General features: G+C 38.7%; 24 protein-coding genes. 3 read left to right on the top strand and 21 right to left on the bottom strand.

What is annotated here, in order from left to right:
- Window positions 1–2 precede the first annotated feature (2 nt).
- From B7E04_RS06620 to B7E04_RS06580, 9 genes are all read right to left on the bottom strand, one after another.
- Entirely contained in the window at window positions 3–1,376 is a 1,374-nt protein-coding gene (locus B7E04_RS06620) for a DUF4153 domain-containing protein (protein WP_080777903.1), read from the bottom strand.
- Between the two features lie 63 nt (window positions 1,377–1,439).
- Window positions 1,440–1,739 carry a hypothetical protein gene (locus B7E04_RS06615; protein WP_139785350.1) on the bottom strand — a complete coding sequence of 100 codons (300 nt, stop codon included), beginning with the start codon at window positions 1,737–1,739 and terminating at the stop codon, window positions 1,440–1,442.
- Between the two features lie 6 nt (window positions 1,740–1,745).
- Entirely contained in the window at window positions 1,746–2,231 is a 486-nt protein-coding gene (locus tag B7E04_RS06610; protein WP_080777901.1) for a Coq4 family protein, read from the bottom strand.
- 10 nt (window positions 2,232–2,241) lie between these two features.
- A complete protein-coding gene (locus tag B7E04_RS06605; protein ID WP_080777900.1) occupies window positions 2,242–2,538 on the bottom strand; it encodes a hypothetical protein in 297 nt (98 codons plus the stop codon).
- Between the two features lie 6 nt (window positions 2,539–2,544).
- Window positions 2,545–3,384, bottom strand: a complete 840-nt coding sequence (locus B7E04_RS06600; protein ID WP_080777991.1) for a metallophosphoesterase — start codon at window positions 3,382–3,384, stop codon at window positions 2,545–2,547.
- A 16-nt stretch (window positions 3,385–3,400) separates the two neighbouring features.
- Window positions 3,401–3,691, bottom strand: a complete 291-nt coding sequence (locus B7E04_RS06595; protein WP_080777899.1) for a hypothetical protein — start codon at window positions 3,689–3,691, stop codon at window positions 3,401–3,403.
- 66 nt (window positions 3,692–3,757) lie between these two features.
- Window positions 3,758–4,048 (bottom strand): winged helix-turn-helix domain-containing protein, encoded by a 291-nt coding sequence (locus B7E04_RS06590; protein ID WP_080777898.1) that lies wholly within the window; start codon window positions 4,046–4,048, stop codon window positions 3,758–3,760.
- A 57-nt stretch (window positions 4,049–4,105) separates the two neighbouring features.
- Window positions 4,106–4,723 carry a hypothetical protein gene (locus B7E04_RS06585; RefSeq protein WP_080777897.1) on the bottom strand — a complete coding sequence of 206 codons (618 nt, stop codon included), beginning with the start codon at window positions 4,721–4,723 and terminating at the stop codon, window positions 4,106–4,108.
- A gap of 169 nt (window positions 4,724–4,892) precedes the next feature.
- On the bottom strand, window positions 4,893–5,657 hold the full coding sequence (locus B7E04_RS06580) for an enoyl-CoA hydratase/isomerase family protein (protein WP_080777896.1): 765 nt from the start codon (window positions 5,655–5,657) through the stop codon (window positions 4,893–4,895).
- 304 nt (window positions 5,658–5,961) lie between these two features.
- Between B7E04_RS06580 and B7E04_RS06575 the strand changes: the two genes are divergently transcribed.
- The 3 genes from B7E04_RS06575 to B7E04_RS06565 are packed head-to-tail and all read left to right on the top strand — an operon-like array spanning window position 5,962 to window position 7,950.
- On the top strand, window positions 5,962–6,504 hold the full coding sequence (locus tag B7E04_RS06575) for a phage tail protein (protein ID WP_080777895.1): 543 nt from the start codon (window positions 5,962–5,964) through the stop codon (window positions 6,502–6,504).
- Between the two features lie 38 nt (window positions 6,505–6,542).
- Window positions 6,543–7,085 (top strand): phage tail protein, encoded by a 543-nt coding sequence (locus tag B7E04_RS06570; protein WP_080777894.1) that lies wholly within the window; start codon window positions 6,543–6,545, stop codon window positions 7,083–7,085.
- 25 nt (window positions 7,086–7,110) lie between these two features.
- Window positions 7,111–7,950: a T9SS type A sorting domain-containing protein gene (locus tag B7E04_RS06565; RefSeq protein WP_080777990.1), complete on the top strand. Its 840-nt coding sequence runs from the start codon at window positions 7,111–7,113 to the stop codon at window positions 7,948–7,950.
- 74 nt (window positions 7,951–8,024) lie between these two features.
- Here the strand turns inward: B7E04_RS06565 and B7E04_RS06560 are convergent, their stop codons facing one another.
- The 12 genes from B7E04_RS06560 to paaD all read right to left on the bottom strand — a co-directional run bounded on the left by B7E04_RS06560 (window position 8,025) and on the right by paaD (window position 20,982).
- A complete protein-coding gene (locus tag B7E04_RS06560; protein ID WP_080777893.1) occupies window positions 8,025–8,708 on the bottom strand; it encodes an SMUG2 DNA glycosylase family protein in 684 nt (227 codons plus the stop codon).
- A 68-nt stretch (window positions 8,709–8,776) separates the two neighbouring features.
- A complete protein-coding gene (locus B7E04_RS06555; RefSeq protein ID WP_080777892.1) occupies window positions 8,777–9,502 on the bottom strand; it encodes a DUF4241 domain-containing protein in 726 nt (241 codons plus the stop codon).
- An 87-nt stretch (window positions 9,503–9,589) separates the two neighbouring features.
- Window positions 9,590–10,228, bottom strand: coding sequence for a transposase (locus tag B7E04_RS06550; protein ID WP_080777891.1), 639 nt, complete (start codon window positions 10,226–10,228; stop codon window positions 9,590–9,592).
- 81 nt (window positions 10,229–10,309) lie between these two features.
- Window positions 10,310–12,805 carry a phenylacetic acid degradation bifunctional protein PaaZ gene (gene paaZ, locus B7E04_RS06545; RefSeq protein WP_080777890.1) on the bottom strand — a complete coding sequence of 832 codons (2,496 nt, stop codon included), beginning with the start codon at window positions 12,803–12,805 and terminating at the stop codon, window positions 10,310–10,312.
- 82 nt (window positions 12,806–12,887) lie between these two features.
- The gene (locus tag B7E04_RS06540; protein WP_080777889.1) at window positions 12,888–13,715 is read right to left on the bottom strand and encodes an alpha/beta hydrolase; all 828 of its coding nucleotides are present in this window, start codon (window positions 13,713–13,715) and stop codon (window positions 12,888–12,890) included.
- Between the two features lie 46 nt (window positions 13,716–13,761).
- The gene (locus B7E04_RS06535; protein WP_062650663.1) at window positions 13,762–14,355 is read right to left on the bottom strand and encodes an acyltransferase; all 594 of its coding nucleotides are present in this window, start codon (window positions 14,353–14,355) and stop codon (window positions 13,762–13,764) included.
- Between the two features lie 88 nt (window positions 14,356–14,443).
- Entirely contained in the window at window positions 14,444–15,649 is a 1,206-nt protein-coding gene (pcaF, locus tag B7E04_RS06530; RefSeq protein WP_080777888.1) for a 3-oxoadipyl-CoA thiolase, read from the bottom strand.
- A 77-nt stretch (window positions 15,650–15,726) separates the two neighbouring features.
- Window positions 15,727–16,140, bottom strand: coding sequence for a PaaI family thioesterase (locus tag B7E04_RS06525; protein WP_080777887.1), 414 nt, complete (start codon window positions 16,138–16,140; stop codon window positions 15,727–15,729).
- A gap of 145 nt (window positions 16,141–16,285) precedes the next feature.
- Entirely contained in the window at window positions 16,286–17,416 is a 1,131-nt protein-coding gene (locus B7E04_RS06520; protein WP_080777886.1) for a 3-hydroxyacyl-CoA dehydrogenase NAD-binding domain-containing protein, read from the bottom strand.
- Between the two features lie 132 nt (window positions 17,417–17,548).
- Window positions 17,549–18,349: an enoyl-CoA hydratase/isomerase family protein gene (locus tag B7E04_RS06515; protein ID WP_080777885.1), complete on the bottom strand. Its 801-nt coding sequence runs from the start codon at window positions 18,347–18,349 to the stop codon at window positions 17,549–17,551.
- A gap of 254 nt (window positions 18,350–18,603) precedes the next feature.
- A complete protein-coding gene (locus tag B7E04_RS06510; protein WP_080777884.1) occupies window positions 18,604–20,466 on the bottom strand; it encodes a right-handed parallel beta-helix repeat-containing protein in 1,863 nt (620 codons plus the stop codon).
- 51 nt (window positions 20,467–20,517) lie between these two features.
- Window positions 20,518–20,982, bottom strand: a complete 465-nt coding sequence (gene paaD, locus B7E04_RS06505) for a 1,2-phenylacetyl-CoA epoxidase subunit PaaD (RefSeq protein WP_062650681.1) — start codon at window positions 20,980–20,982, stop codon at window positions 20,518–20,520.

The following is a 20,982-nucleotide window of genomic DNA, read 5'->3' as shown; positions in this document are numbered from 1 at the left end:
AACTAATCTTTTAATGTTTCATAGTAAAGAATTTTGGAAAGGAAAGGTTTGGCTTTTTCTGCTTTTGCTTTATCCAGCACTTTGTTTTTAAGCTGCGGGTCATTTTTTTCCGCTGCATATTTCAGCAGATCTCTTTCACTGAAGTTAACCTGTTCCAGGTGGTAGGCCACTGCAAAATCTTTACGTTTCATATTCTGGGAGGTGATTATTCCTCCCCAGTTGATATAACTACAAGCCAAAATTGTTCCATAAAAATACCAGGTCATCCTGTTGAACAGAAATGCATTTCTTTTTCTCATCTGTATTTTTATAAAAGTAAGGGCCAGCCCTACCAGAGACAGAAGGAGAAACGCAAACACGCCCAGTCTCTTGTACGTTACACCATAACTGATGATGTATTCGTAGTTTTTCAGGGCAGCGGAAATTACAAGAACCGCATTGAGGATGATCCATATTTTCGCCAGCATTTTCATCAGCTTTGCTTTCGGATCAAAATTAAATCCGGATTTGAAATAAAACATAATAACCAATACTGCCATCACAATAGACAGGATGACGGCATTCACCCTTTCGTGGGTTTCCTCAGAAAGCTGAACTGGAGTTTTTGAAACTTCATAAAACTGTTCATAATTGTAAGTGATAATGAAAAATACGAGTAGAATATTCAGGCAGAAGAAAGAAATTACCCCGCTGGTTCGTTCTGCATCAAGATCAAGGAAAGAATAGGTGGCTTTCTGGATCTTACTTCCTTCACGAAAATCATCATCCAGCAAATGATTCTTTTTATAGATAAACCGCTCTACGGCATAATTCCAGTAATTGAATGCAATGAAAAACCCCAGAACGGAAAGACACAGTACCTGCCAAAGGTTGATATCCAGTTCATAATCCCGGAAAACAGCCGCAAAATGATCGCTTCCTGCAGAATAAATTCCAAAAAATACAGAGATAAACACCAGAGGAATAATAATGAATGCCAGTGTTTTCTGCCATACTCCGGAGATATTTCTCTTCGGCAGCCATTCGTCAAAACTGAAAAACCGGAAAACAGACGTGAAGCTGTTGATTATAAAAACCGGAATCAGGAAAAGTATTTTCAGCCTCCTGTTTTTTGAGCGGTAGCCCAGCAGAAGAATGGAACTTACAACCGCCAGGAGGGAAGGAAAATCCCTGTACCAGATAAACGCAAGAGCAGACAGGATATTGGTAACAAAAAGTATCAGAAAAGTTCTGGTCCTGTTTTTTTCAGGTGTTTTGTACAAAGTCAGCAATGCATAGATGATGCTCAGGATTCCCAGATTCAGTCCCATATCCTGGTCATAGAATACAATGACAAATAAGGCGGCTGTAAGGAATATATAGTGATGTGTTTTCATGACATTTAAAATTGAAAGATTAAAAAATTAAAAGATTGAAAGATTGAGACCTTCAAACAAAATTTACGGGTCAAGAAGGAAGACAATATACAGATAGAGCATGGTGACGGGAATATTAACCAGCAGAAGCAGTACGGAATTTCCGGAAGCTTTTTTATCCGGGAGACCATTTAAAAATTCTATAAGCTCATATAAAAGGATAAGCATATTTACAACCGCTGCAATAATCACAAAATAGAACCCGAGTATGAGAAGGATATCCGCTCCCGTGATCAGATAAGTGATTAAAAGCAATGTGCCTGATAAAAACGAGATCAGAAAAGTGTTCCGTCCCAGACTGGTATACTTTACTTTCTTCATCATCTGTTATTAATACAATACGGTTGTTTCTTTCTGCCTGATATAGTCATTCAGATGGTCGAAATTCTGCCATAGCAGGCTTTCAAAGTCCCAGTGATAAAAAGGTCGCATATTTTGTCCCTTTCTGTATGCTTTCATGTAGAGCTTGAGATATTCGGGAAGGATAAGGGTTCCCAATACTACCGCTGCCATAAGATGGGCATTGAGTTTTCCGTTTCCCAACAGAAGATACTGCATGGCGATCTCATCTTCAAACTGTGTTCCGCATCCGGTAATCAGGTGGTGGACGTCGTGGTTTTCCATTTTGGGAATCATAGAGAATCCATGTTTTTTATAAAACTCTCCCAGCTTTCTTCCCAAGGAGTCTTCTTTGAACTGCAGGAGTTGCTCTTCATTAAACTGCCACTGTCTTTTCTTCTTTTTAAAATATTTCCTGTAGAGCTTCTGGGTTTTATTATAAACAAATAACAGGAAGCGAACGCGTATTTTTTTCATAATATATTATTTAGGATATTAAACTCATTCCTATTACAGCATAAATATATGCTATCGGAATATTGATCATCAGTATACCAATTGCTCTAAGACAGGTCCTAAGTTTAGATTGGCTGGCAATTCCATAAGTTAATAACCCAATCACCAGAAGCAGATTAACTATAGTCCCGAAAATTAAGAGCAAGTACCCTCCAATAGCAAAGCTGTCACTTCCGGTTATCAGGTAACCAAAAAGGCATATATTGCCCAGCACAAAGAATAGCCAGAATACGTATTTTACAAAGGTTATAATTTCAAGATCTTTCATAGATGATTAAGCTTTCGTTAATGTAAAGACTGTAATTTCCGGGCGCACCATGAACCTCACCTGTAATGAGTGGCCGATAGCCCTGTTGATATAGAGGAATCTTCCGTCCTGCAGATCAATTTCTCCTGATATGTATTTTTTATTGTCAACGGGAAGAACAGGTGTGATAATTCCCGGAATCCGGCATTGCCCGCCATGGGTATGCCCGCTTAAGATCCATCCTTTATAACCGTTCCAGATATCCCTGTCGCAGGCATCCGGGTTATGACAGAGGACTATATTGGCCTTAGCAGGATCATAGGTCTTCATCACTTCTGACGGATAGAAATTGGGCGACCACAGGTCTTCAAAGCCTATAAAATTCAACCCATGAATTTCCTGTCTGGTGTTTTTAAGCAAATGAATTCCAAAATTTTCAAGGGTATCACCTACTTTTTCAGCACATGAGAGGTCTTCCCAGTTTTGTCCGTAGTCGTGATTTCCTAAAATTCCTAAAGTCGCCAGCTTTCCATAAACGGCACGCTGCATTACTTTTTTCAGATCTTTCTGGTCCTGTTCGTTTCCGTGATTCACAAAATCTCCGGTGTACACTACAAAATCAGGATTGAATTGCTGAGCCTTCTGAAAGGAATCAATTAGAAAATTCCAATCGAAACGGTCTCCTACATGAAGATCTGAGATCTGCATCAGTATCTTTCCTTCCAATGCAGCCGGCAGGTTTTTTATGGGAAGCTTTTTTTGGACAAATTCTACCCAGAACGGCTCTACCTGCCACGAATACAGGGCCGGGAATGAACCCAACACGGAAAGCTGCATCAGCCTTTTTATAAATGTTTTCCTGGTCATCATTGATTATCAGTATTTAGCTTCCGGCAAACGGACTTCCTAAAATTCCTACGGCCAGTTCAATCCAGGTGAGCATCAATACCAGCAGAATGAAAATACAGATCAGGATTCTCCAGCTTTGCTTTTTAACGGTACCTCTTACCAGATTGATGAAAAAAGCAGTGGTGAACAGCAGAATTCCTGCAATCAGAAAGTCTGAAGGTGACCAATTGACCTCGCTGGATACGATGTTTCCCAATAATGAAATAGCCAATACAACTAATGGTAAGGCGTAGATCGTGAATGTTTTTTGTTTTTGTGTCATCATTTTTTTTAATTTTTAAATTATAAAGTACTTTGCATTTCAAAGTTAATTTTCAAAAAAATATAGGATTTATCGTCCCAATAATTTTTCCAGTGCGTCCAGATGTTCATTAAAGGCCTGTCTTCCGTGCTGGGTAACCCTGTAGGATGTTTTCGGTTTTTTGCCGACAAATTCTTTTCTCACTTCAATATATTCTGCTTTTTCCAACGCATTACTATGGCTGGCCAGGTTGCCGTCTGTAATGTCCAGGAGGTTTTTCATTTCAGAAAAATCAACCCAGTCGTTGACCATAAGAACGGACATGATCCCCAGTCTTACTCGGCTTTCGAATTCTTTATTGAGTTGATTTATTTTAATCATAATAATGTACTGGTACAGGGTTTTGAAGCTGCTCCAAAAATCCTGCAAATTTAATATTTATTTATATTTTTTATGCATGATCAGTCCGTAAACAATATGCAAAACTCCGAAACCGATGGTCCAGAACAACAGACCCCAGCCTAAAAAGAACAGGGAAATAAGTCCTAATATAATCTGGCAGTACCCTAAATATTTAATATCCGTCAAAGTATATCTTTCTGCATTCACCAGAGCAATACCATAAAAAATCAGGGTAGCGGGAGCGATCCATACAAAAAGATGATGAAAAAGAAGCGCCAGGCAGAAAATACCTCCGGTTACCAATGGAACGGAAAATGTGATAAGCAGGCGTTTCGTGGTAGAATCCCAGATCTTCAGTCCTTTCTTTTTACTTTTATTGGCGGTAAAAATATAGCCGCTCAAAACAGCTGTAAACAAAATTACAATTCCGGTAAGTATAAGCTCTCTCACTAATGCAGGACTGAAAAAGTTTCTGCTTCCGTCAAAATAATCAATCCCCTCACGCTGGAAAATAAAATATACATATCCGGCGCCAATTAAAGCTGCTAGACCGGCAAAAACCCCGGAAAGTCCGCTCAATGAAATAAATCTGGAAGAACGCTCCATCATGGAACGGATATGAGATAAGTCTTCGTGATAGTTTTTCGAATCCATAAAAAGAACTTTGAATTACAAAGTTATAATTAATTTTTAATTAGCCAAATTTTTTAAAAAAATTTTATAGTATTGTAACAATTTCAATCTTAAATTTTTGGCTTCTACCGATTGATCCAAGAAAAAACCGCTGAATAAATCAGCGGTTTCCGACTTTATTTATCCTGAATTACTTTACTCTTAATCTCTCTTTAATAGATTCAATATTTTTCTTTGCAGAATCTTCAAGGATCAGGCTGGCACTCATGTGGATTCTTGCCGGCATCAGTTCATTAAAATGATCTGTTCCTTCCCACGATACTTTCTTGATCAGAGCCAAAGCATCGCTGCTTCTGGAAGCCAGTGTCTGCATGAACTTTTCCAATTTGGAATCCATTTCCTGAATATTTTCGGATACGGAATGATATACATTATGCTGTTCCGCCCACTCAGCCGATCTGAAGTCTGCATCAATAGCCATCGCTGAAAACTGTGATTTCCCGATTTTTCTTTCCACATAAGGTCCGATCACAAATGGACCTATTCCCAAATTGATTTCCGTTAATGCCAAAGCTGAGTCTTTTGTAGCAAAGCAGTAATCTGCACCGCAGGCAATTCCTACTCCACCACCGGTTGTTTTTCCCTGAACTCTTACTACGACAATTTTTCCGCAGTTTCTCATGGCATTCAGAACTTTTGCAAAACCTCCGAAGAATTTTGTAGAAGCCTCCAGTTCTTCAATAGCCAGAAGCTCATCAAAACTAGCTCCTGCACAGAATGCTTTCTCGCCTTCGCTTTTTACAAGAATGGCTTTCACTTCTTCTTTAGCCCCTTCATCTAAAATGGTCTGGGCCAGTTTTTCTAAAATGGCGCCCGGAAGTGAGTTGCTTTTCGGGGTTCCGAATGTAATTTCGGCGATGTTGTTTTTAATTTCTGATGCTACAAATTCGTTCATTTTTTATTTCAATTGGATTCTTACAAAAATACTAAATACCGCCTTTCCGGAGAAATTATCAGACATAAATTACTGATTAAACCTAACTCACAGAATAATGGCACGGAACACTCTTTAAATCCGCTACAGTTCCCGGAAGCTGTCACCCGTTACGTATAAATACGGACTTCCCAATTTGGTATTTTCTACTCTAGCAGCGCTTTTTTATATATCGTTCCTTTGGCTTATAAAACTAAATAACCACCGGCGGAATCCGAAAAGCCAAAAGAGAGTAGGAAAATTTAAAACTGAAAAAAATAATATCATGGAAGAAATGATCGGAGTAATCAAGTTATTTGCAGGAAACTTTCCACCAAGAGGTTTCTTATACTGCAACGGAGCCATTTTGAGCATCGCACAAAATCAGGCATTATTCTCAATTTTAGGAACCACGTACGGAGGCGACGGGATCACAACATTTGCGCTGCCTAACCTGAACGGACGCTGCCCGATAGGACAGGGAAATTCTAATACGGGAAAATCCTATCAGTTGGGAGAAATGGCAGGAACTCCTGAAAATACGCTTTTATCATCAAACTTACCAAGTTTTGCCAGCTCAATGAGAGTATCCAGATCAAATGCCAATTCTACATCTCCGTCAGCAAGCACTTCAATTGCCGTAACCGGAACACCGAACGGAAGAGATTTTGATGCCGTTCCAAGCTATGTAGATGGTGATCCTGATACCGTGATCAACCCAAAATCAGTAATGTTTATCGGGCAGAACATACCTGTAAACAACATGTCTCCGTACTTAGCAATGAACTTCATCATCTGCGTAGAGGGAATTTATCCTTCAAGATCATAATGTATACTAAAATATTCTAACATAAAAAACGAACTATCATGGAAGAAATATTAGGTACAATTAAATTATTTGCAGGAAACTTTGCACCTAAGGGGTATATGTTTTGTAATGGTGCCATCCTGAGCATTGCAAGTAATACCGCCCTTTTTTCCCTTTTGGGAACCTACTACGGAGGGAACGGGCAAACGACATTTGCATTACCCAATCTGACAGGGCGTTCCCCTATCGGAGTTGGAAATTCAACGACAGGACAAAACTACATTTTGGGACAGGCAGGGGGATCACCACAGAATACACTTATTTTATCCAACCTACCATCTATTGCGAGCCAGTTAAAAGTTTCTAAAAACAATGCCAATTCTACAAGCCCTTCTGCAACTACCTCTTTAGCTGTTACGGGCATCCCGAACGGAAGAGATTTTACTGCGATTCCAAGCTATGTAGATGGTGATCCTGATACTATTATTAACATACAATCTGCCATGTTTATCGGTCAGAACCTGCCCGTTAATAACATGTCTCCTTATTTGGGACTCAATTACATTATTTGTGTTGCGGGAATTTATCCTTCAAGACCATAACCTTAAAACCTTAAAATTTAAAAACATGAAAAGCACTACTTTTTTATTAATCTGTAGTCTGCTCATCTCAACTTTTTCCTTTGCGCAGACGAGTACAGAAGTATTCGAAACAGAATCGGCCGGAAGCACAAGCTTTACCGATAACGGAGTAATTTTCAGGATTATCTCACATAATGCACCTGGTTCTCTTTTCGATATCGGGAATTTTGCCAATACAGGATGGAGCGGTACAGGAAATGACAATAGATATATAGATAACACAGGTACAGCAACACTGGCCAATGCCAATGTATCTTTCAGTGTAAAAACCACTTCAAATTTATTTAAAGTGAATAGATTCTGGGTGTTTCTGGCGAATCATCTTGTGAACCAGAATTCTACCGGTACTCTTACCATTACAGGAAAGTTAAGCGGAGTAACCAAGTTTACACAGACTAAAACTACAGGTTTTGCAACAAGTCTGGGTACTACAAACGGATATACTTTAATTGATCTTACTAACCTGAATGGCCAGAATTATTCGAATATTGTTCTTGATGAACTTCGGATAACTATTGGAGGAGATTATCGCTATATTGGTTTTGATGCTTTCACCTGGGTAAAAGATTCAGGCCTAGTAGTACTTGCCACGAACGAAACTACCTCTTCACAAAAAGGCATGAGCATTTATCCTAACCCTACCAGCGGCCCTCTTACGGTTAAAACGGAAGACAACGCAAAAGCTGAAATCTACAGCCAGGACGGCAAACTGCTGAGAAACCTTGATATGAAGAAAGGAACCAATGAAACTGATATTTCAGAACTTCCTAATGGTGTTTATATTCTTAAAACCCCATCAGAATCTTCCAAGATTATTAAAAAATAACTTTTTCATCAATGATTTGTGTCATCGAATGATTCTAATGCATAAATGATAATCCCCTTGCTGAAGGGGATTTTTTATTTTTTTAATGCCAGAATATATTTATCAATATATAACTGCTTTTCTTTTGATTTGTACTGCTGAATATATCTCGGATGCTCAAGGACGGTCATGCTGTCAAACAAATGAGCTTCTTTATTCAGTACTGAAATAAATTCTGCGTTCTTTTTTCCGAGAACAAAGACTTCTGAAGTATCAAGATCAAGGCTAATATGTTTTCTGAGCGATTCGATCATAAAATCTTTTACCGCTTCAAACAGTTTTTTATCATCGTAATAATTGGCATTCAGCCAGCCTGTCTTCGTTTTTCTGACAATAGCCAGGGGAAAAGGTGAATTAATATAAACATCGTGATAAAACTCTTCTGCTCCGCCATATTCAGCAATCATATCATACATAAAAACCGAGGAAATTTCATGGGTCCGGGCAGACTGCATTTTGATCCCGCATACACTTTCCAGCCTTTTGGTATCAGTAAACGGAACACCCGTAACTCCTGCTCCATGCCGGCTGGGATTGATTCCTATGATAAACTTCCTGCGGTTGTGATCGTTATAATATTTATGATAAAATTCTTCCATTACGACCATTGTTTCAGGATTATCATGGTACGGGTTGAGTACCTCAAAACCCTCAGGAAGACTTCCTGAAAACTTCAGATTGGTATTGAATTCTATGGCTTTATCGGCAAATGTTTTCATATTTTGGGGTCAAGAAGATAGAAGACAAAACAACATATTCTCTTAACAATTTGTCTTTTTGTTTCTAATTATTCATCGTCTTCATCATCGGATAATGCCAGCTCAATATCAATAAACTGGATATACAATCCGCAAATTCTATCTTTTTCGTCATAGGCGAAATAGACAGGATACCCTCCGTCGCCAAAACCACTTGCAAACATTGGAATATGATAATCCGTATAGGGAACCACCCAGTTGATCCAATCTCCGAGCTCTCTCTGGTTTTTTGGATTCTCCTGATAACTTTTTGCAAACTGATCTGCAAAATAGTCATCATAAATATTTTCTACATTGGTGTCCGTCAAAAATTGATCAAAATAAGGCAGAACTGCTGCATCGATAATACAGCCCAATCCGGCATCCACCATGAATCCGAAATAATCCCCCTCATTGAGCCCTTCAAGGTTTTCTATTCCAATCAGAGCTTCCCTGTACAGAACAGGCTTTTCCTGAGTAAATTCAACCTTAACAGCAGCATACCGGTCACCCCACTCTTCTGATTTTACAACAGCGATCTTTACCGGAAAATCTCCTTTCGGAGCATCAACGAAATAAGGCTTTTCTCCTGTATTTAAAAAAACCAGCGGATCTCTTACAATCACTTTTCCGGTAGGTAGGGAAACATTTCCGATGTCCATCACTTCCATTTTCTGCTCCAGAATTTCATCCAGAGTAAAATACGTTTCCAAATCTACAGGGCAGAGAAGGATATCTTTTACCTTTTCCCACTGTTGCATCCAGCTTGCATCCATTATTTTATTTTATTTTATGATTGGTTTAAAGCCTAAAAGTACTATTTATTTAGAGTAAATCAAACGCTGCCTATTTTAAAAACTTAACTAATATTCCGGTAATAACTCAAACTCTTCATCAAAATCTAGAGGCGGTTTATGTGATTCAATAAAATTTTCTCTGTTATCAAATAATTCAAAAACTTCATCTCTTTTCAATAAGGTTTTCTCACTGTTCAAAATTGTTTGATAAGAGGAATAACTATATTCTGAATATCTACAGTTCTTAAAATGACTTTGCGGATTTCTATGAATATAAATCACCGCATTAATTAAATAGGTTTCCGATGTAATTAATTTTCTTTTAAATGGAGATTCAATAAGAGCCCCATGCCTTTTATTTTCTTTATTAAAAGCCTGGGAATAGGAATTGAAAATTCGGGCAAACTGTTTTGAGAAAATGTTCTGAGGAGAATGAAGACCTGTTTGCGGAGCCTTGTCAAGGTTTAAAACCTTGACAAGGCTCTCCAGTTCAAAATCAGATTTTATTCTAACCAAAAGATGAAAATGGTTGGGCATCAGGCAATAGGCATATACATCACAAACGGGAGTAAGGTGTTGAAATATTTTATTGAGAAAGAACGAATAATTCCGATCCGATTTAAAAATATTTTCTCCGTTGATTCCACGATTATAGATATGATAAAAATGGTCTGTTTCTATGGGAGTTGTCCTGCTGTCTGTCATCTTGCTTTGTGTTTTTGGTTAACTAAAAATCCCTTCCGGTAAAAAACCAAAAGGGATGATAAATTTATATTTTATTCTGAATTAAATCAATCCAAACTGTTCAAAATGATGGGTGAAATGTTTTTTGTGCATTAGTTCCCACATTTCTTTATTCAGTTTTCCGAATACAAAGTTCATATGCTCTGCCTGCGGATTCTCTTTGTAATAAATTGAATATCTTTTGAGGGTATCGAGGAAAGACTGTTTGGCTGCTTCAAGATTTTTGTGCTTTAATTCCAGCAAAGATTCATCTTCAGCAAGGAATGGAGCCGGGAAATCTTTCGGCATTTTTCTGTGGTTGTACAGGGAATCCTGCCACTTTTCCAACTGCTCTTCCGGGGTGAAACATTTATCTGCTTCCGGCTCGCCCAGACTTACCAGAACTCCGTGCTCCAGGTGCTCAATCATTTGCTGAGGAGACATTTTACCCCAGCTTGAAGATGTACTTTCTGTTAAGCCATTCAGTATTTTCTGAACATTTTTCACATTCAGATCAATGAAAGGTGAATGTTTGGCCACCAGCGTTAAGATAGTTGCCACACAAACGATTTCATCTCTTTGGTTAACGACCTCAACCAGCCATTTTACAACGCCGGAAGGAATATTTCTTCCTTTTACTCCTCTGTTGATCTTTTCTTTCGCTGTTAAATACACCGTAATAGTATCTCCTGCGTAAACCGGCTTAAAGAATGAACAGTTTTCCAGTCCGTAATTTGCGATAACCGGTCCTTTTTTACCGGAAACAAATAATCCCGCAGCGGCTGAAAGGATGAAGTATCCGTGTGCCACCGTTTTATCGAAAATAGTTCCCGTTAAGCTGGTAGCATCGGTATGGGCATAGAAATGATCCCAGGAAACATTGGAGAAATTAACGATATCTGCATCTGTAACCGTTCTTCCTGCTGTTTCCAATGAATCTCCGATTTCAACTTCCTCGAAATATTTTTGGAACGGGTGCTTATCCGAGAATTTTTTCTCAGCACCCTGCTGATAAATCTTTGTAATAGCTTTCAAAACATCCGGTGAACCCTGAATAGCCGTTTTCTGAAGGAAGAAATGAAGGCCATTCAGTCCGCCCATTTCCTCACCTCCGCCTGCTCTTCCGGGACCTCCGTGCATTAGTGTAGGCAGCGGTGAACCGTGACCCGTGCTTTCTTTGGCATTATCCCTGTTCAGAACGAAAATTCTTCCGTGCTGGGAAGCCATTTTCCATGAAGTTTCTGCAATGAAGTTTTCGTCGTGGGAAACAATAGATCCTACGAGACTTCCTTTTCCTCTTTTAGCCAGAGCTGCCGCTTCTTCAGCGTCTTTGTAAGGCATCAATGTAGAAACAGGTCCGAACGCTTCTACGTCGTGAGAGATATTTTTTTCGAAAGGTCTGTCATTCAGGAATAATTTAGGACTCATAAATGCTCCGTTATCATAGTCTGCATCTACAAGATCATGTTTTCCGTCATACACCAGTTCGGTTTCTGCTTTTAAAATATTTACTTTTCTTACGACCTCATCGTATTGCTGCTTTCCAACCAGAGATCCCATTCTGGTTTCCCTGCTCAACGGATTCCCGATTTTGGTCTGGTCCAAAGCTTTGGATAAAGCATTCTGAACATCACCAACCAGGTGCTCAGGAACAATAATTCTTCTGATCGCCGTACATTTCTGTCCGGCCTTGGTGGTCATTTCGTTTCGAACTTCTTTGATGAAGAGATCGAATTCGGGAGTCCCCGGTTTAGCATCCAGGCCGAGGATAGAACAGTTGAGTGAATCTGCTTCCATATTGAAACGTACTGCATTTCCGGCCACTGACGGCAGAGATTTTAATTTTCTTCCTGTAGTGGCAGAACCTGTAAACAATACGGAATCTCCATCCTTAACATAATCCAGAATATTTCCCGGCTCACCACAAACCAGCTGAAGGGCTCCCTCAGGAAGCACCCCACTTTCAATCATGTCCTGGAAAACGGCATTGGTAAGATAAGACCCGAACGGAGACGGCTTTACAATAGAAGGAACTCCCGCCAACAATGACGTTGACAGTTTTTCCAACATTCCCCAAACCGGGAAGTTGTAGGCATTGATCTGTACGGAAACCCCTTCGCTTGGGGTCAGGATATGAGTTCCCAGGAAGGTCCCGTTAGCAGAGATTTTCTGAGTTTCTCCGTCTACCCAGAACGGGGTATTCGGAAGCATTCGTTTTGCTAGTCCGGAATAGGTAAAGAAGGTACCGAAACCTCCTTCAATGTCTACCCAGGAATCTGCATGAGTAGCTCCTGTTTTATATGATAGTTCGTAATATTTTTTCTTTCTTTCCAAAAGGTACAATGCTACTTTTTTCAGCATTTCCCCTCTGTCGTAGAATGTCATCGAGGAAAGGTTTTTGTAACCTATCGTTCTCCCGTAGTCCAGTGCCTGTTCAAAATTCAGACCTTCCGTATCAGAAATGGCAACCGGCTCTCCGTTTACAGCATTGTACAAAGGAATTCCGTTTCCGGTACCTTCTACCCATTCTCCGTAGATATAGTTTTTTAGTTTTTCCATATTACTTAGTTTAACAATGTATCAATTTAACAGTTTACCAATTATTGTTACACTGATACATTTTCAGATTGTTACATTTTTTTTATTTAGGTTCTTTATAGGGAAACAGTTTCACCAGCCCTTCATACAGGCTTCTATGAAGAATTGTGGCATGGTTGTCTGTTTCCATTATTTTATATTCAACAGTCCAATTCTTTTTTCCTGCCTTTTTAAGCGTTTCATAAAGGGTTCCTGCATCTTTCACCATAACCGGATGTTCGTCTTTTCCTACGGAAACGTACACAAATTTCTTCGTATCCTGGCTTTTGGAAAGCAGTTGTGGTGCCTGTTTCAATAAGCTCTGATCATCCCACCATAAGCTTGGGCTGATGATAAAATAGTTATTGAACATTTCCGGCTTTTTGAAAAGGATTTCCGTAGCCAAGAGACCGCCCAGCGACTGTCCAAACAGGTATTTATCGGTCGTTTTATACTGATTCCCGATATAAGGTAGTAATTCTTTTTCCAGAAAATTGATAAATTTATCGGAATGTCCTGTTGTAGGATAATCCTTCTGCAAATCCTTTAGATCTGTATGGAAGGTAAAATCGCGTTTTCTGTCGATATTGGCAATTCCTACGATAATGGTTTCCGGCATGGCATACATCTGATTGAAGAACTGCACCAATCCGGATACATGGATGAAATCTTCATTCATTGAACCGTCCAGCAGATATATTACCGGATATGATTTTGTCTTGTCAAAGCCCTGTGGAAGATAGATATTTAGGGTTCTGTCTTCGTTTAATGTTTTTGATTTCAGTATACGTACCTCTCCAATAGTCAGAGGTTTTGCAGTTTCATTCTGGGCTGATACCATATATTGAAACGCAAAAAGAATACTGCAGAACGTGAGGATCTTTCTGATCATAGTTTTTTTTTATAAAGCCTTTAGTTTTACTTGTAAGGCCGGTTTTTTATTTTACATCATCCCAAATACTGTAATCTACAATTTTTGTTGGAATTTGCTGAACGTATTCAGTAAAAGGTTCGCATGGCAAAATGGCATCTTTCCCTTCTCTGGCCAGTTCCTGGTATAGTCTGGTTCCTTCTGTCTTCCATTTAATCATTTCGTCTGAAACATCACGGATGATCTTTGCCGGACTTCCAACAATCAGTTTTCTTGGTTCACATTTAAAATTCGCAGGAACAAAGGCCAAAGCACCAATAATGCATTCGTCCCCGATCACCGCTTTATCCATTACTACGGAATTCATTCCCACGAGGCAGTTTTTACCGATATGGCCTGAATGAATGATGGCTCCATGTCCGATATGGGCAGACTCTTCCAAAATGGTTTCAATGCCTGGAAAAACATGAAGTGTACAGTTTTCCTGAACATTTGCACCATCTTTAACTATAATTTTCCCCCAATCACCGCGGATCACCGCATTGGGGCCTATATATACTTCTTCACCGATTTCCACATTTCCGATAATTACCGCCTGCGGATGAACATAGGCGGAGGGTTTTATAATGGGGCGGATACCGTGGTATGAGTAGATGTTCATAATGTTGATGTGATGATTTGCTGATTTGATAATGTGGTGATGTGGTGACGAATCGTCCAATCACCATATCAACACATCAGCATATTAATTATACTTTTTCAATTACCATTGCATACCCTTGCCCGACACCGATACAAAGGGTACATAATGCATATTTTTTGTTCTGTTTTTCGAGTTCTATAGCCGCTGAACCTACAATTCTTGCTCCTGAAACTCCCAGTGGATGGCCGATTGCAATGGCCCCACCGTTTGGATTCACTCTTGAATCATCGTCTTTTAACCCTAAGCTTCTGGTCACGGCAAGTGCCTGTGCTGCAAATGCTTCATTCAGCTCAATGATATCCATATCATCAAGGGAAAGGTTTAATCTTTTCAATAGTTTTTGAGTAGCTTCCACAGGGCCAATTCCCATAATTCTCGGTTCAACACCGGCTACTGCAGATCCCAGGATCTTAGCTTTAGGCTTTAAACCATATTTTTTTACCGCTTCTTCGCTTGCCAGGATAAGGGCTGCTGCTCCATCATTCATTCCTGAAGCATTTCCGGCCGTTACGGTTCCTTCTTTTCTGAAAGCAGGACGAAGTTTCCCCAGCCCTTCCATAGAAGATCCAGGTTTGATGAACTCGTCTGTATCAAAGATTTTTGGTTCTCCTTTTTTCTGTGGAATTTCAACTTTTACAATTTCTTCCGCCAGTCTACCGCTTTCCTGAGCTTTTGTAGCTTTCTGCTGGGACCAAAGGGCAAATTTATCCTGATCCTCTCTGCTGATGTTATGGATATCTGCAAGATTCTCTGCAGTTTCTCCCATTCCGTCTACGCCATACATTTCTTTCATCTTCGGATTTACAAAACGCCATCCAAAAGTGGTATCAAACATCTGGCTGTCTCTTCCGAAAGCTGCTCCCGGCTTAGACATCACATACGGTGAACGTGTCATATGCTCTACTCCGCCTGCAATATAAATTTCACCTTCTCCTGCCGTAATGGAACGGAAAGCATTCGCTACCGCCGACATTCCCGATGCACAAAGCCTGTTAACTGTTTCGCCACCAATTTTGTAAGGAAGTCCCGCCAACAGAAGGGCCATACGGGCCACGTTACGGTTATCTTCTCCCGCCTGATTGGCACACCCGAAAATAACGTCCTCTATTTCATCTGCAGGAACTTCAGGGTTTCTGGCCATAACTTCTTTGATGACTACTGCTGCGAGATCGTCTGCTCTTACTTCTGATAATCCGCCCTGCAGCTTTGAAATCGGGGTTCTTACGTAATCTATGATGTATACGTTGTTCATGATCTTAAATTGATAATTAGTTGATGCGGTGATGTGTTGATTATCGTCAAATTAACATATCAACACATTGTCACATCTTATAGTTCAGTTACTTTTTTTCCTATTTTATAGACGGTTCCGACGAATTTTGCAATCAGCTCATTGTTTTGATTGGTAATTTTTATGTCGTAAACCGCTGTTTTTCTGGTATCATTCACCAGAATACTTTCTGCTCTGAAAATATCACCTTCTTTTCCTGCTTTGGTAAAATTGATTATACAATTCAGGGCAACGGCCGCCTCTCCGGTATTGTTGGACGAAAATGCAAGCGCTGAATCTGCAAAAGCAAACGTAACACCTCCATGAACGGTTTTAAGCCCATTAATCATATCTTTCTTGATGGGCATTTCCAGTAAACAATAATTTTCTTTGACTTCGATCATTTTAATATTCATCCACTTGGAAAAATAATCCTGATCAAACATATAATCTGCAACTTGTCTCGGCGTCATAATTTTCTAATTTATCGGTGTAACTCTATTTTTTTCGATATAAATCGGATTTTATCCGATTCTACGGTAAGTCGTCCCTTCGGGACTCCCTGCTTTTATAATAAAGACTCTATAATCATTGTTACACCGGTACATTTTTATATTGTTACATTTTTCGGAGTAAAGGGCTCTGTCTGTATCTTTCTTCCTGATATTCTTCGTAAAGGTTTTGCAGGGTTTCGGAAATCTTTGAATAACCGATTTCTTTTCCCCAGGCCAGTAAGCCTTTCGGATAATTTACGCCTTTCTGCATGGCCAGTTCGATATCTTCGTCATTGGCTACTCCTAATCTTTTGGCTTCCACCGCCTCGTTGATCAGCATTGAGATAATTCTTAAAAATATCTGCTTATACAGCGCCTCGTCCTTCTGAGCGACAGGCTTCTCTGCACCTTCTGTATAGTCATAAAACCCTTTCCCTGTTTTTCTGCCGTGAAGTTTTGCTTCCGACATTCTCTGCTGAAGAAGGGACGGCTTATATTTCGGATCGTAGAAATAATCTTTGTAAACCGTGGTAGTCACGGAGAAATTCACATCCACGCCTATTAAATCCATTAATTCAAAAGGTCCCATTTTAAAGTTTCCAATGGTTCTCATGGCTTCATCCACCTGTTCAGGTGTTGCGAGATTTTCTTCAACGATTCTCAAACCTTCGCCGTAATACGGGCGGGCTATTCTGTTGACAATAAATCCGGGAATATCTTTTGCAATAACAGGCGTTTTTCCCCATTCTTTCATGAGGTCATACATTTTGTCTGCTAATGATTTTTCGGTCAGTAAGGATGGGATGATTTCAACAAGAGGCATCAATGGTGCCGGATTGAAAAAGTGAATTCCGATGAAACGCTCCGGTTTCTTCAATTCTGCACCTAGAGAGGTGATAGAAATGGATGAAGTGTTGGAACCGATAATACAGTTTTCTGAAACGTAGGTTTCAAGTTCTGTAAATACTTTGGTTTTTATGTCTTTGTTTTCGATGATGGCCTCAATAACCAGATCTGAATCTTTCAGATCCTGCAAAGCTTCACCTTTAACGATATTATTTCTGATTTCTGTGGCTTTCTCCTGAGAAATTTTAGCTTTTTCCACTAATTTCTGAAGGGTTTTCTCCAGGCCTGATAATGCTTTATCAATCTGCGGCGCATTGGCATCGAATAAAACGACCTTGCATCCCGCTGTTGCAGCCACCTGAGCAATTCCTACGCCCATGGTTCCTGCACCGATAATTCCTATATTCATTTTTATTTGTACAATGTATTATGTAAAAAGTATTCATGTAAAAAGCAGAGGATAAAAACACAATTCTTCATTGTTATGGCAAACTGTATTAAAATCATGAATACTTTTTACATGAATACACTCATACGAAATTTACTTTCCTTTATAATCAGGTTTTCTTTTCTGTAAAAAGGCATTAACACCTTCTATAAAGTCTTCTGTTTCTGCGGCTTCCTGCTGAAGATCACCTTCCAGTTCAAGCTGCTCTTTCAATGTATTGTTGTACGATTGGGCGAAGGCTTTTTTGGTTAGTTTGATGGCGGCAGTCGGCATATTTGACATCTTTTCAAGGATCTCCATTGATTTAGGAGCAAATTCTTCCTCATTAAATACTTCAGCAACCAGTCCGTAAGATTTAGATTCTTCAGCGGATAATTTTTTACCGGTAAATGCAAGATAATTCGCTAATTGTCTCCCCAACAGTTTTGGAAGGAAATATGTACCTCCGGTATCAGGAATCAATCCGATGTTTGAAAATGCCTGAGAAAAATAGGATTTTTCTGCTGCCAGAACAAAATCACAGATCAATGCCAGCATAGCTCCGGCACCTACTGCAGGGCCGTTTACCAATGCCACAACAGGTTTTTTACAGCGTGTGATCTCAGTCACCAAAGGGTTGTAATAATCTACAACAATTTTCCTGATGATATCGTTATCATGATGCTCATTGCCCTGTACGAAAGCATCATCGAGATTCTGACCGGAGCAGAAAGCTCTTCCTCTTCCTGAAATGGCTACGCATCTTACGATCGGGTCTTCGCTACATTCTTTAACAAAATCTTTCAGATCTGATAAAGATGGCTTTGTAAGCGCGTTCATGGTTTCAGGCTGATTGAGGTAGGCAATTTTAAGTTTTCCGTCAAAATGCGTTTCAATATCAAGTTGTGTATACATGGTTTTAAATTTAAAATTAAATGATTAAAGAATTGAAAATTTACACTCCTCTAATTTAACAATATTTTATAATGTAACAATGTACCAGCTTACCAGCACAATAATGTGAAAGTATGCTTTATCAATTCGTTTACCTATTTTTCTTATTCATTATCGCTACACTGGTAAACTGGCATGCTGTTACATTTCCTAATAGCATTTAAAATAATCAAAAGATTCCAATGCCTTATACAGTTTCATTTGTTTTAAAAATTTTATACAGGAAGATTATTGTGAAAATTACCAACCTTAATATTATCCGTAAAATCTTCTAAAAATGGCTGTGTACAGTCATAAAAGATATTATCCTTTACAAAAGTTTTATGTCTTCTCAAATGAAGAGCATATTCTGCTGTATTAACTGTATTTCCTGAAATAGTAACCTTATTATCCAAAGAATTACCTATATCACCCGAAGAATTACCTGTATTAACAACAACTCCTCTTGCCTTCGTATTTCCAGTGATAAAGTTGTCATTAATAAGTACTCTTCCCATATATGTATGGGTTCCATCCAATCCATCTATTTGAATCCCTACAAAGCCATTGAAATTAAGTTCTTTTCTCCCATTCAGATGATTATCATTAATATATATTTTTTCTATTTTATTAGGTTGTAAGGGAACATTATCAAATCCTGTTTTGAATCCTTCTACTTTTATACCAATTCCTATAAGATTAAAGGCCTGATTATTATTAATTGATACCACGCTTACATCGCCATGAATTTTAATTCCATATCTTAAATTATACATTTTATTATTTGAAATGTCAATGTTTTCCGCTGCACAAAAAGGAGATAATCCTTGTATTGTAATGCCATGGCTTAATTCAGTTTCAGCATCTAGGATATTATTATGAATACTTATGTTTTTAAACTCTGTTTGGTTAAATTTCGGAGCTTCTCGTGAAGAAACCATGATCATTCCGTCCTGGTCGGCAATCAATTGATGGATAATATTATGGCTAATAATTCCGTTCTTTCTGGTCCCATCAAACCTAATGGCTCCCCAGGTCAAGTTTTTGAATATATTATTGGAAATAACAAAATTATTTACATTATCATAAAAATCTATTGCATACAACCTATGTATTCCTGTATGATCTCTACCACAATACTCAAAGTAATTGTTATGAACAAGCACCGATCTCTCCTCTCCCAAATCAAAAGCATAAATAGCTACCACTCCGTTAGCAGGATTATGATTTTCTGCATTTTTGAAAATATTATTTTCTATTGTCACCTGTGCCTTAAGAGATTGTGCAACAACCAGGTGTTCCATTACATAGATTTGTTCCTGAACACCACTTTCAAAATTGTTATTACTAACCATTATATTACCATAGCATTGATAAATACGTATCGCACGATTATATAAATCAAAAAAATGACAATTTGTAATTTCTATGTTATTCGACTCAAAAAAATAGATTCCACTATTGAATTCCTTAACAGCTGCATTATCAGCCGCATTATAAGTAATTAAATTACTTTTATTTTGGTCAAATGTAAGTCCTTCTATGATAACATTATTACAACGGGTAAAGCTAAAATAGAAGCCTTCAAGTCGTTCTTGACCTTTTCTGTCAGATTTAATCAAGCTGTGTTGCCTATCTCCCAAAAGTTTAAAACAGGAAAGATCTTGAAACGTCAGTTGCCTGTTTACAACATATTCTCTTGGGCCGAATCTTAATGTTGCTCCCAGATAAGCCGCCATTTTAACAGCTGCTAAAATAATAGCTTCATCATCAGGATATCTTCCGTTACATCTATACCATTCAATATTAATGGTATTTTCATGCAAGATAGCTTTATAATACTCTCCGTTTTCGAGAATAAGTACTACACCATCTTCCGGTAAATTACTTCCTGTTATTTTCTGATAATAAACTTCTTCTCCGGTGTGAGGAAAAAATTTCTTGAATCCATAATCGCCAGGGTTGCACGTTGAAGGAAATTTCTGGCTGCTACAGTTTGTCATAATAAATGTTTTTGTGTTGATTATTTTAATAAGATCATTAAAAAATGATACTGAAGCAAAACTAAGCGCTGCTAACGACAAAACTTGTCGTATCATTTTAGTATTTTACATAATCAAATCATTTTTTTTAAAATGACTCCTTAATAATCAATGACATTTAAAATAATCAAACGGCTCCAGACAGTCTAAGCATTGATAAGAGGCTTTACACAAGGTAGAACCAAATCTGCTGATCTGTTTTGAATTCATAGAACCACATCTCGGACATTTCTTAGGCTTCCCGATGTGATGTTCGTCTGCCCCCTTTTCCGGTGGTGTAATTCCGTAAGCACGGAGTTTCTCTCTTGCTTCATCCGTTAACCAGTCTGTTGTCCAGATCGGAAACATTTTGGTTACTACTTTGGCGTCCCAGCCGTTTTCCTTCATCATTTTAATAATATCCTCTTCAATGGTAAACATTGCAGGACAAGCGGAATAGGTGGGCGTGATGGTAATTTCACAAGTTTGATCACCTGTGATATGTGCTTCCCTCACTATCCCCAATTCCACGATATCAATCACTGGAATTTCCGGGTCCGGAACTGTTTTTAATAAATCTAAAAGTTGGTTCAT

This window comes from Chryseobacterium phocaeense (assembly GCF_900169075.1).
GTDB lineage: Bacteria > Bacteroidota > Bacteroidia > Flavobacteriales > Weeksellaceae > Chryseobacterium > Chryseobacterium phocaeense.
Note: the sequence above shows the minus strand (reverse complement) of the source record. Positions and strands in the feature narration are given on the sequence as shown.